The 11,982-nt window shown below is 63.7% G+C and carries 11 protein-coding genes and 1 pseudogene; 6 read left to right on the top strand and 6 right to left on the bottom strand.

The features are described 5' to 3' along the window. Position 1 precedes the first annotated feature (1 nt). A complete protein-coding gene (locus J6497_RS35440) occupies positions 2 to 748 on the top strand; it encodes an SDR family NAD(P)-dependent oxidoreductase (RefSeq protein WP_225708844.1) in 747 nt (248 codons plus the stop codon). Here the strand turns inward: J6497_RS35440 and J6497_RS35435 are convergent. Beyond that, the gene (locus J6497_RS35435) at positions 745 to 1,593 is read right to left on the bottom strand and encodes a LysR substrate-binding domain-containing protein (protein WP_225708843.1); all 849 of its coding nucleotides are present in this window, start codon (positions 1,591 to 1,593) and stop codon (positions 745 to 747) included. The genes J6497_RS35440 and J6497_RS35435 overlap by 4 nt on opposite strands. 108 nt (positions 1,594 to 1,701) lie before the next feature. Here J6497_RS35435 and J6497_RS35430 point away from each other — a divergent pair, with 108 nt between their 5' ends. The 3 genes from J6497_RS35430 (at position 1,702) to J6497_RS35420 (ending at position 3,865) form a co-directional block, all read left to right on the top strand. After that, positions 1,702 to 2,619, top strand: a complete 918-nt coding sequence (locus J6497_RS35430) for a DMT family transporter (protein WP_225708842.1) — start codon at positions 1,702 to 1,704, stop codon at positions 2,617 to 2,619. 114 nt (positions 2,620 to 2,733) lie between these two features. Next, a complete protein-coding gene (locus tag J6497_RS35425; protein WP_225708841.1) occupies positions 2,734 to 3,414 on the top strand; it encodes a site-2 protease family protein in 681 nt (226 codons plus the stop codon). Positions 3,415 to 3,457: 43 nt separating this feature from the next. After that, on the top strand, positions 3,458 to 3,865 hold the full coding sequence (locus J6497_RS35420; RefSeq protein WP_225708867.1) for a hypothetical protein: 408 nt from the start codon (positions 3,458 to 3,460) through the stop codon (positions 3,863 to 3,865). Between the two features lie 174 nt (positions 3,866 to 4,039). Here J6497_RS35420 and J6497_RS35415 read toward each other — a convergent pair whose 3' ends face one another. The 5 genes and pseudogenes from J6497_RS35415 to J6497_RS35395 all read right to left on the bottom strand — a co-directional run bounded on the left by J6497_RS35415 (position 4,040) and on the right by J6497_RS35395 (position 7,361). Further along, complete coding sequence (locus tag J6497_RS35415) at positions 4,040 to 4,828, bottom strand: energy transducer TonB (protein WP_225708840.1); 789 nt, start codon at positions 4,826 to 4,828, stop codon at positions 4,040 to 4,042. A gap of 12 nt (positions 4,829 to 4,840) precedes the next feature. Beyond that, positions 4,841 to 5,311, bottom strand: coding sequence for a TonB system transport protein ExbD (gene exbD / locus J6497_RS35410; protein WP_225708839.1), 471 nt, complete (start codon positions 5,309 to 5,311; stop codon positions 4,841 to 4,843). Between the two features lie 3 nt (positions 5,312 to 5,314). Next, complete coding sequence (gene exbB, locus J6497_RS35405; protein WP_225708838.1) at positions 5,315 to 6,304, bottom strand: tonB-system energizer ExbB; 990 nt, start codon at positions 6,302 to 6,304, stop codon at positions 5,315 to 5,317. Continuing rightward, positions 6,301 to 6,507: pseudogene (locus J6497_RS35400) on the bottom strand (PKHD-type hydroxylase); the annotation flags it as partial. The gene exbB and the pseudogene J6497_RS35400, both read right to left, overlap by 4 nt. Positions 6,508 to 6,902: 395 nt before the next feature. Continuing rightward, complete coding sequence (locus J6497_RS35395) at positions 6,903 to 7,361, bottom strand: MarR family winged helix-turn-helix transcriptional regulator (protein WP_225708837.1); 459 nt, start codon at positions 7,359 to 7,361, stop codon at positions 6,903 to 6,905. Between the two features lie 293 nt (positions 7,362 to 7,654). Here J6497_RS35395 and J6497_RS35390 point away from each other — a divergent pair, with 293 nt between their 5' ends. Further along, the gene (locus J6497_RS35390) at positions 7,655 to 8,824 is read left to right on the top strand and encodes an efflux RND transporter periplasmic adaptor subunit (RefSeq protein WP_225708836.1); all 1,170 of its coding nucleotides are present in this window, start codon (positions 7,655 to 7,657) and stop codon (positions 8,822 to 8,824) included. Beyond that, positions 8,821 to 11,964 carry a multidrug efflux RND transporter permease subunit gene (locus J6497_RS35385; RefSeq protein ID WP_225708835.1) on the top strand — a complete coding sequence of 1,048 codons (3,144 nt, stop codon included), beginning with the start codon at positions 8,821 to 8,823 and terminating at the stop codon, positions 11,962 to 11,964. Before J6497_RS35390 ends, J6497_RS35385 begins: the two co-directional genes overlap by 4 nt. Positions 11,965 to 11,982: the final 18 nt, after the last annotated feature.

The following is an 11,982-nucleotide window of genomic DNA, read 5'->3' as shown; positions in this document are numbered from 1 at the left end:
CATGAACAAATATGATCTCAACGGCCGCAGTGCCGTCGTCACCGGCGGCGCGCAAGGATTTGGGCGCGCGATCACCGAGCGTTTTGCCGCCTCCGGAGCCAAAGTCGCGATCTGGGATCATGACATCGCGCTGGCCGAGAAGACCGCGAAGGAGATCGGCGCTGGCGTCACCGCCTTCAAGGTCGACGTCGCCGATCTGGCCGCCGTGGAGAAAACGCGCGACGAGACGCTGAAAGCGTTCGGCAAGATCGACATCCTCGTCAACAACGCCGGCATCGCCGGCGTCAACAAGACCGTGTGGGAGACCGACCTCGAGGAATGGCGCAAGGTGCTGCGCATCAACCTCGACGGCCCCTTCATCTGCTGCAAGGCAATCGTGCCGGCGATGCTCAAGCAGGGCTATGGCCGCATCGTCAACATCGCTTCGATCGCAGGCAAGGACGGCAATCCGAACGCGGCGCACTATTCGTCGTCGAAGGCGGGCCTGATCGCGCTGACGAAATCGCTCGGCAAGGAGCTCGCGCAGCACGACATCCTCGTCAACGCGGTGACGCCGGCGGCGGCGAAGACCGCGATCTTCGACCAGATGACGCAGCAGCATATCGACTTCATGCTGTCGAAGATCCCGAAGGGCCGCTTCGTCCTGGTGGAAGAACTCGCCGCGCTGGTCGCCTGGCTGGCCTCGGAAGATTGCGCCTTCTCCACCGGCGCCGTGTTCGATATCTCCGGCGGCCGCGCGACGTATTAAGTCGGCGGGCGGAGCTCCGCCGCGAGATGATCAGCTAACAGCGACGCCGCACGCGACAGGTTGGCGGCGCGATGCAGGCGGATCTCGGCGCGCGGCAGCGGCGGCATGCCGTCGCGCTCCGACAGGCGTCGGAGCCGCGGCGGAAAGGTGCCGGCCTTGACCACGGTTACGGCCAATCCCTGCACCGCGACCGCCTCGACGGCCGCGAGGCTGTGGCTGACGAAGGCGAGCCGCCACGGCCGTTTCGCAGCGTCGAGCGCCTGCATCGCCCAGCTTCGAAACAGGCAGCCTTGCGGATAGAGCGCCACCGGAAGCGGGTTCAACTCCTCGACACGATGCTCGGCGCTCGCCGCCCACACCGCCTGCTCGCGCCGCAGGAGCTCACCTTTGCCGCTGCCCTGCGGATGCATGGCGATGACGAGATCGTAGGCCTCACCGAGCCGGTCGGTCATCGAAGACGTCAGCCCCGTTTCCATCTCGATATGGATCAGCGGATAGTTGGCGACGAATCCGGCGAGCAGCGGCGGGACCAACAGCGTGCCGTAGTCGTCCATCACGCCGAGGCGGACGCGCCCTTCCACCTTGTGCTCGCGGACGCGGCCCACCGCCTCCTCGTTCAGGCTGAGGATGCGGCGCGCATAGCCGAGCAGGCCCTCGCCCGCCGCGCTCAGATCGACATTGGCCTTGGTGCGATGAAACAGCTCCGCCTGCAGCCGCTCCTCCAGCCGCTTCACCTGCATGCTGACCGCCGATTGCGTCCGGTTCAACGCCACGGCCGCGCGGGTGAAGGAACGATGGTCGGCCACCGCAACGAATGCCTTCAGGAGGTCTGGGTCGAGACTCATAACGAACTTTGATCTGACCTATCACATAAATTCCATTCTTTGATTATCGCTTGTCCCCTAGCCTCGGCAAGAGGCGAAACGGGGATGAAGCCGGATGGGTGAGACTTGATGGGTGAGACTTGGGGTGTCCTGGCCGCAGTGCTTTCGAGTGCGCTGGGCGGCACGTCGATCGGTGCAACGCGCTACCTCGCAGGCGCCATCGACCCGCTCGCGATCGGTGCGTTTCGCTTCGGCATCGGCTTCCTGTTGCTGCTTCCACTCATCCTGATCCAAGGAAGAGGCTGGCCGGCACGGCGCGACTGGCCAGCAGTGATTAGCCTGGGCCTATTGTTCTTTGCTCTGTTCCCGATCCTCTTCAACGCGTCGCTGATCTTCACTACGGCGGCGCGAGGCGCGCTCGCGCTCTCGACATTGCCGCTGCTGACGATGGCGGTCGGCGCGGCGCTCGGAAGCGAACAATTAACCTTGCGAAAGACGGTCGGCGTCCTGGTGACGATCACAGGCGTCGCCATGGCCCTGCTCTCAGGCCTCAGCGCCACGCCGGAAGGCGCGTGGCGCGGCGATCTGTTGATGGTCGCGGCCGCGCTCTGCATGGCGCTCTACAGCATCTGGTCGAAGCCCTTCATCCGTCGCTCCGGCCCCATTCCATTCACCACGATGGCGATGGCCGCCGGCGCCGCCTGCCTCATCATCGCCTCGCTCGCGCGCGGCAGTTTTGCCCCGGTCGCGGCCTTCGCCGCCCCACAGTGGTTCGGCGCGATCTATCTTGGGGCCTTCGGCGCCGCGCTGACGTTTTATCTCTGGGCGTTCGCGCTGGAGCGCACGACGCCGACCCTCGTGGCGATCTCCGTCACGGTCAATCCGATCGCGGCATCGCTCGTCGGCGCTACGCTGCTGGGCGAGCCACTGCGCTGGAATCTGGTAGTCGGCATCGTGACCGTGTTCGCGGGCATCTGGATCGCGACAACGCAATCCGGCGCCAACGAAGTCGGCGAGGCCGATCCGGCGGCGCCGAAAATACGCTGACGGCGGTCAGCCGATATTCCGCGCCAATGCGTCGCGCGTTTACCGTCTTGCACTGGAACCCCGCCGCGACCATGTCTGGTTGAGAGCGGCCGCCGCCGCGACCGGATATCCCCCTTGAACATTTCCCTCTACGCCATCTCCGTCTGGGTGCTGCCGCTCCTGATCGCCATCACCTTCCACGAGGCAGCGCACGGCTTCGTCGCCCACCGGCTGGGTGACAACACCGCCTGGCAACTCGGGCGCGTCAGCTTCAATCCGCTGAAGCATATAGATCCGTTCGGCACGGTGATCCTGCCAGCGGTGCTATTGCTGTCGCAGTCGCCCTTCCTGTTCGGCTATGCCAAGCCGGTGCCGGTCAACTTCCGCAATCTCAAGCATCCCAGGCTCGACATGGTCTGGGTGGCGCTGGCCGGCCCCGCCACCAACATCATTCTCGCTCTGGTTGCTGCACTGGCCTTCCACGTGCTGCCCTTCGCCCCGCCGGATAGCGCACGCTGGATCGCGGACAATCTCAAAAACGCCTTCCTCATCAATATCGTGCTCGCGATCTTCAACATGATGCCGATCCCGCCGCTGGACGGCGGGCGGGTGGCGGTAGGGCTCTTGCCCCGGCCGCTCGCAGCGCCGCTGGCGCGGCTCGAACCCTACGGGCTGCTGATCCTGATCGGGCTCCTGATCCTGTTGCCGCTCCTTGGTTCGCAGCTTGGTCTCAATCTTGATATTATTTCGGCGATACTGCGGACACTGACCGGCTATGTGATACGTGTGCTTCTCCTCATCACCGGCAATGCATAAGGTGAGGAAAAATCGCGAGGGCCTCTTGATCAAAGCTGCCGATATGCTGATCGCCCGGCGTGCGGACACCCGCGCCAGGGCGGACTTCGCGACCTGGAAAATGCTCGCCAAGCTGAACGGAACGTCCTCCTTGTCGGCGGATGCCCAGAATTTCCTCGCCACCTACAAGAAGCTCCTGGAGCAGATGCCAGAGGCCGAGGCCGGCGAGGCCACCATCAAGCTGATGTACAAGAGCTATTATGCCGAGATGGGCGGCGCCGGCACGCCGCCCAACGTGCCCGCGCCCTCCCGCGAGCCGGTCGCTGACCGCGGCAACGTCACCGCCTTCCGTCGCCTCCCCGCCAAGAAGCCGGGCGTGTCCGGGCCGACTGGAAAACGGCCGCTCCCGGTGGCGCTGATCTTCGCCTGCCTCGTCGTGGTCTACGTCGGCATCCGCTATCTCTGGCGCTAGGTGAGCCCGGGGTAGCGTAGCTGTAGGATGGGTAGAGCGGAGCGAAACCCATCCTTTTCAGGGGAAGCCGCGCGAATGATGGGTTTCGCTCCGCTCTACCCATCCTACGAGTCAACGCAAGTCAGCGGATTACGCGAGTGGGCCGCCCGCTAATCCGCTCCTCGCCTCAACTCGTTACTTCGGCTTCTTGAAGTTCACGTCGAGGCTGAAGGCGAACTGGTCTTCGGTGAGTTCGGCCGGCGGCGGCGGGACGGGGTCGGAGCGGCGGATCATTGAGATGGCCGCGTCGTCGAAGGCAGGATCGCCCGAGGATTCCGCGACGGCGACGTTGACGACGTTGCCCCGGCGGTTCAGCACGATGCTGACCTTCACCGTGGTCGCCCTGCTCTTGTTGTGCGGATAGCGCTTGTGCAACTCGAAATAGGCGCTGATCTTGCGGCCCCAATTGGCGGTGAGCTTCTGCTTGTCCTTGCCGATACCGAGATTGGGGGCCTTGGCCTGCTCGGCCTCCGGCGCCTTCTCCTCGAGCGTCTGCCGCGCGGTCGCTTCCTGGGCGGGCGCCTCCTCGGAGGCCTGGGTCTGGACCTTCGAGACCTCCGGTTCTTCCTCTTTGGGCTTTTGCGAATCGTTCGGCGTGACGATGCGGTCAGGATCTTCGGACTCGGTCGGAACGTCCTTCGGAAGGTCGGTCTCCTTGACCTCGGCCTTCTGCTCAGCGAGTTGCGGAGAGGCCTGCGACGCATCGGCGTCAGGACCCGGCGGCAGATTCTCCTCCTCGACCTTAGGCGATGCCATCTCCACCGCGAACTCGGCGGCATTGGCGCCCAGGCCGTCGCCCGCGTCCTCGCCGCGCAAATTCGTCAGCGCCAGCGCCGCGCCGCCAACATGCAGCGCAAGCGCCGTCACCGCGGCGCAAATCCATAGGCGGCGAGAAGGCTTTTGCTCGAGGTCGAGGTCAGACATCGCTGTCCCTCGTCAGGGTTTTGCCGGCTCAGCGGCTGGCGGGGCGGCAGGCGCGCCGGGAACGCCTTCGAGCGTCACCAGCTTGACCCGAGTGTAGCCGCCCGAGCGCAGGATTTCCATCACGCCCATGAGCTCGCCATACGGCACGGCGCGGTCGGCGCGCAGGAATACATACTTATCCTTGCTCATGTCGGCGAGGGTATCGAGCGAATGCACCAGCTCGGTGCGTTTGACCGCATTTTCGCCGATCGCGAGCGTGAGATCCGACTTGATGCTGACATAGGTCGGCTTGTCCGGCTTCTTCTGCGGCGTCGCGCTCGAAGTCGGCAAATCGACCGGCAGGTCGACGGTGGAGAGCGGCGCGGCCACCATGAAGATGATGAGCAGCACCAGCATGACGTCGATGAAGGGCGTGACGTTGATCTCGTGCGATTCCGCGAAATCGTCGTCGTCGCCGTCATTGTCTGCGATCGAGACAGCCATCGCCTACTCCGCCGCCGCGCGCGAATGCGCGCCGCTGGACATGCTGACATGGGTGCGATCGAGGTCGCGCGACAACAGCCGCGCCGCCGCGCCCGAGGCACGGCTGACCAGTTCCAGGTAACCCTTCGTCACCCGCGAGAAGTGATTGTAGATGATCACGGCCGGGATCGCCGCGACGAGGCCGATCGCGGTCGCCAGCAATGCTTCGGCGATGCCGGGTGCGACCACCGCGAGGTTGGTGGTCTGCGATTTCGAGATGCCGATGAAGCTGTTCATGATGCCCCAGACCGTGCCGAACAGGCCAACGAAGGGCGAGGTCGCACCGATGGTCGCCAGCAGGCCCATGCCGACGCGAATACGGCGTCCTTCGGCACGCACGATCTCGGCAAAGCTCGACGCCGCGCGTTCCTTGATGCCGGAGTCACTGGAGATGCCGGCCGACAGGCGTCCTTCCCGCATCGCCGCAGCGATCAGGCTCGACAGCGCGCTCCCCTTGGCGCCGAGCGCGAATTGCGCCTCCGCCAGCGAACGCACGTCGCTGATCTTGGCGAGGGCGGCGCGCAGTTTGCGCTGCACGACGGTGAGCTCGATCATCTTGGCGATGAACACGGTCCAGGTCACGAGCGACGCAAAGGCGAGACCGATCATCACCGCCTTCACGACGATGTCGGCATTCCAGAACATCAGCCACGGTGACAGTTCCTTCAGCCCGGCGATGGTCGCCGATTTCTTGCCCTCGCCTTCGGCGGGCGCTGCACTGACGTCCTGAGTTCCCTGCGAGGCAACCGGCTCGGCCGCAGAAGGAGACTGCGCTGGCGTCGCCGCCTCCGCCGGCGGTTGCGGCGCGGCGGGAGCAGTCTGCTGCGTGGCGGGCGCGGACGGAGCGGGAGCGGCGGGCGCCATCTGCTGCTGCGCCGACGACGGTGCCATCAGCGCAACCAGCGTAAGCACCGGGAGTGCAAACAGTGTCGCGCGGGTAGATAGGATTTTCATACTTCGGCCCAGTGGCGTATCAGGTTGTGATAGATGCCGGTCAATTTGACCGTTTCGGGATCGTCTCGCCCAAGCCGCTCCACCAAGGCCTGGATAGCGGTGTCCAGATCAAAGATCAGACTGCGAGCATGCGCATCCCGTACCATGCTCTGCAGCCAGAAGAAAGACGCAACCCGCGCGCCTCGCGTTACCGGCGTGACCAACCCTTTTACCCGTGTAGCCTTCAAGCCGCTCGGCCACCGGGTTGATCGCCATCTCGAGACGCTGCGAGCTCGGTGCTTTCACGTTGCGCATCACACGTCTCAGGATGAATTTCGACCAGTGCGCTATGATGCGCGAAATGTGTCCGGCTGGGTGGTATCGACGCCGAAATTTCGGGTCAATGCGAATACGCAGCTCGCTGAGTTGAATCGCTCCAGATCAGAACGCTTCTAATCTGATTGTTTGAAACGATTCTAATCTGGCTCCAAACGAGCGACGGAGGTCCTGCGAAATCACCGCATAGTTCGGTCGCGAGCGAACCTTCATCGGTGCTCGCCGGCTTCATCAGCGAGAACCGAGAACAAAGTCGGTGAGGAAACGCGCAACGCGGGCGCAACTACTTTACCGCGACGTCCGGTCCTTCGCCGAGCGACTTGATGCGATCCTTGATGTCGCGGAGGGTCTGAAGGCTGGCTTCGACCCTCTCGTCGGGAATGTCGTGCAACACGTCGGTCGCGATCGCATTGCGCAGGCTGTCGAGATCGTGGACGAGCTGACGGCCCCGGTCAGTAAGGAACAGCCGGTTGGCGCGGCGATCCTTCGGATCGGGCCGGCGCTCGAGCAGGCCGTGCTCGACCAGGCGGTCGAGCAGCCGCACCAGCGAGATCGGCTGTAGTTCGAGCACGTCAGCGAGGTCGACCTGCGACAAACCTTCCTGTTCCCGCAGCCTAAACAGCACGATCCATTGCGCTCGCGTGGTGCCGCGCGTCTTCGCACGATGATCGATATAGTTGCGCAACAGGCGCGAACTCTCGACAAGCTGTGAAACAAGCTGGCGTTTCAGATCGAGCGACATATCGGTTTCATCAGGCGCATTGAGGGCTCCAGGAACGCGCTCTAGATCGTGATCCGACCAGACGGGGTCGGATCACGATCTCATCTCTTTGTTCGAGCATGATCTCCGCGCAACGCTCCGCCTTTGCAGAGAGGAAAAACCGATCTCCACGTTTCCGGACCATGCTCTAAACCTTTCCGAATATTTAGGATTCTCAAGTGTTAGTGTGTGTACGCATTAAGTGCTGACGCATTATATGGGTTCCCCGGAACGGTTTTAAACACCTATAATTGTCTTCGAACCCATGAGCGTGCATGTCCAAGTCACGAACGATAGGTTGGGTGCTGCTGGTCGCCGCCATCGGCGCTGCGGGCTATTTTGGTTGGCAGCGCGGGGAGCACGCCACCCACGCTGATGGGCAAAAGAATGCCGCCCCTGCGCGTCCGCCCGTTCCGGTTCGGATTGCACGCGTCGAAACGGCTGATTTCCCGGTCTATTTGACCGGCCTCGGCACCGTGCAGGGCTTCAACACCGTCCAGGTGCGCACCCGTGTTGACGGACAGATCATGAAGCTCGCCTTCCAGGAAGGGCAGCTCATCAAGAAGGGCGACGTCCTGGTGGAGATCGATCCGCGGCCGTATCAGGCCGCCCTCGACCAGGCTACGGCCAAGAAGCAGCAGGACGAGGCGAATCTCGCCAATGCCAAGCTCGATCTGCAGCGTTACACCCGGCTTGGCGAGTTCGCGACCCGCCAGCAGACCGACACCCAGCGTTCCACCGTCGCGCAGTTGACGGCGCAGATCGCCGCCGACGACGCCGCGATCACGAATGCGCAGACGCAGCTCGACTACGCAACCGTCAAGGCGCCGATCACCGGCATCGCCGGCCTGCGTCAGGTCGATGTCGGCAACATCGTCAATGCAGCGACCCAGACCGGCATCGTCTCGATCGCTCAGATTGAGCCGATCGCGGTGATTTTCACCGCGCCCGAGGACCAATTGCCTGACATCAAGGCCGCGCTGGCTGACTCCCCGCCCAAGACGATCGCCTACTCCACCGACGGCAAGCGCGCCCTGTCCACCGGCGTTCTCGCGCTGATCAACAACCAGGTCGACACGACCAGCGGGACTATCCGGCTGAAGGCGGTGTTCGAGAACAAGGACCACGCGTTGTGGCCGGGCCAGTCGGTATCGACGCGGCTCCTGGTGCGGACGCTGAAGGGCGCGACCGTGGTTCCCGATGGTGCCGTCCAGCATGGCGCGGACGGACTTTACGCGTATACTGTCAACCAGGAGAACAAGGCGGAACTGCACCGGATCAAGGTCAGCTACTCGATCGACGGCAAATCGGTGGTCGACGAGGGGTTATCGCCCGGCCAGCAGGTGATTACCTCAGGCCAATACAAAGTTTCGCCCGGGGCGCTCGTCAGCACCGCGGTCGCAAGCTCGGATGCGACGCAATCCACCAAGGTGAAGCCGGAATGAGCTACGGCATTTCCGCTCCCTTCATCCGCTACCCTATCGGCACCTCGCTGCTGATGGCCGGCATTCTCTTTGTCGGCCTGGTGGCGTATCCACTGCTGCCGGTGGCGCCGCTGCCGCAGGTCGACTTCCCGACCATCCAGGTCAACGCAAGCTTGCCCGGCGCCAGTCCGGAAACCATGGCGACCTCGGTTGCCCAGCCGCTGGAGCGCCAGTTCGCGCAGATTCCCGGCATCGCCCAGATGACCTCGACGAGCTATCTCGGGACTACGGCGATCACCATCCAGTTCGACCTCAACCGCAACATCGACGGTGCCGCCAACGACGTTTTGTCCGCCATCAACGCGGCAGGCGGCCAGTTGCCGAAGAATCTGCCGTCGCCGCCAACCTACCGCAAGGTCAACCCGGCCGACGCGCCGATCATGATCATGTCGGCGACGTCGGACACGCTGCCGCTGACCGAGGTGAGCGATGCCATCGACGCCCAGCTCGCACAGCAGATCAGCCAGATCTCCGGCGTGGCGCAGGTCATCATCGGCGGCCAGCAGAAGCCCTCGGTACGCGTGCAGATTGATCCGGGCAAGCTGGTGGCAAAGGGCCTATCGCTGGAAGACGTGCGCGCCGCGATCACCAGCGCCACCGTCGACAGTCCCAAGGGCAACATCGATGGCGACACCCGCGCCTACACGGTTTACGCCAACGATCAGCTCCTGAAGGCTGCGCCTTGGAACGACGTTATCATCGCCTATCGCAATGGCGGCCCCTTGCGAATCCGTGATATCGGCCAGGCTGTCGCCGGTCCGGAAGACGCCAAGCAGGCGGCCTGGGCCAACGGCAAGCGTGGCGTGTTCCTGGTGATCTTCAAACAACCCGGCGCCAACGTCATCGACACCGTCGACAAGATCAAGGCAACCTTGCCGCGGCTGGTTGCCGCGATCCCGCCGGCGATCAAGATCAACGTCATGAGCGACCGCACCACCACGATCCGCGCCGCGGTCGAGGACGTGCAGTTCACCTTGCTGATCACCATCGCACTGGTGGTGATGGTGATCTTCATCTTCCTGCGCAGCTTCTGGGCGACGGTCATCCCGACCGTGACGGTGCCGCTCGCCCTGCTGGGCGCCTGCGCGCTGATGTGGGTATTCGGCTATACGCTCGACAACCTGTCCCTGATGGCACTGACGATTGCAGTAGGATTCGTGGTCGACGACGCCATCGTGATGCTGGAGAACATCACACGCTATATCGAGGAAGGCGAAAAGCCGATGGCGGCGGCCTTCAAGGGCGCGAGCGAGATCGGGTTCACGATCGTCTCGATCAGCATCTCGCTGGTCGCGGTGCTGATCCCGCTGCTCCTGATGGGCGGCATCATCGGGCGCCTGTTCCGCGAATTTGCGGTCGTGCTGGCGATGACGATCTTCGTCTCGATGTTCGTGTCGCTGACGCTGACGCCGATGATGGCCTCGCGCTTCCTGCGCGCCCACGGCGAGACCAAGCATGGCCGCCTCTACGAGATCAGCGAGCGCGGCTTCGATGCCATGCTGCGGGCCTATCAACGCGTGCTTGATCTCGCATTGCGCTGGAAGTTCACGACCCTGATGATCTTCTTCGCGACACTCGGCCTGTCGGTCTACCTGTTCGTGATCATTCCAAAGGGCTTCTTCCCGCAGCAGGACGTCGGCCTGATCACCGCGACCTCCGAAGCGAACCAGGACATTTCCTTCGCCGACATGAAGCGCAGGCAGGAAGCGCTCGGCAAGATCGTGCTGGCTGACCCTGACGTCGCGACGGTAGCCATGGCCGTCGGCGGCAGCGGCCGGGCGGGCAATAACGGCGCCATGTACATCACGTTGAAGCCGCGCGATGAGCGTTCTCACAGCGCGCAGCAGATCATCGCACGCCTGCGGCCAAAGCTCGAGGAGGTCGAAGGTGCCAGGCTGTTCATGCAGGCGGCCCAGGACGTCCGTCTCGGCGGCCGGCCGACCCGCACCCAGTTCGAATTCACCCTGCAGGACGCCAATCTCGCCGAGCTCAACGAATGGGCGCCGAAGATCCTGGCGAAGATGCGGACCCTGCGCGAACTGCGCGACGTCGCGACAGACCAGCAGAGCAACGGCACCACGCTCGAACTGAAGATCAACCGCGATACCGCTTCGCGCTACGGCATCCAGCCGCAGCTGATCGACGACACCCTGTATGATGCGTTCGGCCAGCGCCAGGTGGCACAATATTTCACCCAGCTCAACAGCTATCACGTGATCCTGGAAGTGCTTCCCGACCTGCAGGGCAGCATCGACACGCTGAACAAGATCTACCTCAAGTCGCCGCTGACCGGTGAACAGGTGCCGCTGTCGACCTTCGCGACCTGGACCAGCGTGCCGGTGCGGCCGTTGTCGATCAGCCACCAGGGCCAGTTCCCGGCGATCACCATCAGCTTCAACCTGGCGCAGGGCGTGGCGCTCGGCCAGGCTACCAAGGCCGTGCAGCAGGCGATGGTCGAGCTCGGCGCACCGCCGACGCTGAATTCGAGCTTCCAGGGTACCGCGCAGGCGTTCCAGCAATCGCTGAGCACCGTGCCGCTACTGATCCTCGCAGCGCTGGTGGTCGTCTATTTGATCCTGGGCATCCTCTACGAGAGCTACATCCATCCGATCACCATCCTGTCGACGCTGCCGTCGGCCGGCGTCGGCGCGCTCGCGATCCTGATGGCGGCCGGCTTCGACTTCAGCCTGATCGCGCTGATCGGCATCATCCTCCTGATCGGCATCGTCAAGAAGAACGGCATCATGATGGTCGACTTCGCGATCGCGGCCGAGCGCGACGATCATCTCAAGCCGGAGGCGGCGATCCGGCAGGCCGCCCTGCTCCGCTTCCGCCCGATCATGATGACAACGATGGCGGCGCTGCTCGGCGGCGTGCCGCTGATGCTCGGCACTGGCACGGGATCGGAGATCCGCCAGCCGCTCGGCTACGCCATGGTCGGCGGCCTGATCGTGAGCCAGGCGTTGACGCTGTTCACGACGCCGGTGGTCTACCTCTACCTCGACAAGCTCTCCAATTTGTTCTCGGGCTGGAGCCGTTCGACCGATGAGGACGACGAGGAGCATCGGGAAGAGCGTTCCGTCAAGGAAGCCGCGGAGTAAGAAGCTGCAGTTCGTACC

It is taken from the genome of Bradyrhizobium cenepequi (genome assembly GCF_020329485.1).
Lineage (GTDB): Bacteria > Pseudomonadota > Alphaproteobacteria > Rhizobiales > Xanthobacteraceae > Bradyrhizobium > Bradyrhizobium cenepequi.
This window is presented reverse-complemented; position numbering and strand designations above follow the sequence as displayed.

Bases quoted from the DNA above. Each gene is read 5' to 3' on its own strand.
- J6497_RS35440 (WP_225708844.1), top strand. From the start codon at position 2: ATGAACAAATATGATCTCAACGGCCGCAGTGCCGTCGTCACCGGCGGC.
- J6497_RS35435 (WP_225708843.1), bottom strand. From the start codon at position 1,593: ATGAGTCTCGACCCAGACCTCCTGAAGGCATTCGTTGCGGTGGCCGAC.
- J6497_RS35430 (WP_225708842.1), top strand. From the start codon at position 1,702: ATGGGTGAGACTTGGGGTGTCCTGGCCGCAGTGCTTTCGAGTGCGCTG.
- J6497_RS35420 (WP_225708867.1), top strand. From the start codon at position 3,458: ATGCTGATCGCCCGGCGTGCGGACACCCGCGCCAGGGCGGACTTCGCG.
- J6497_RS35415 (WP_225708840.1), bottom strand. From the start codon at position 4,828: ATGTCTGACCTCGACCTCGAGCAAAAGCCTTCTCGCCGCCTATGGATT.
- exbD (WP_225708839.1), bottom strand. From the start codon at position 5,311: ATGGCTGTCTCGATCGCAGACAATGACGGCGACGACGACGATTTCGCG.
- exbB (WP_225708838.1), bottom strand. From the start codon at position 6,304: ATGAAAATCCTATCTACCCGCGCGACACTGTTTGCACTCCCGGTGCTT.
- J6497_RS35395 (WP_225708837.1), bottom strand. From the start codon at position 7,361: ATGTCGCTCGATCTGAAACGCCAGCTTGTTTCACAGCTTGTCGAGAGT.
- J6497_RS35390 (WP_225708836.1), top strand. From the start codon at position 7,655: ATGTCCAAGTCACGAACGATAGGTTGGGTGCTGCTGGTCGCCGCCATC.
- J6497_RS35385 (WP_225708835.1), top strand. From the start codon at position 8,821: ATGAGCTACGGCATTTCCGCTCCCTTCATCCGCTACCCTATCGGCACC.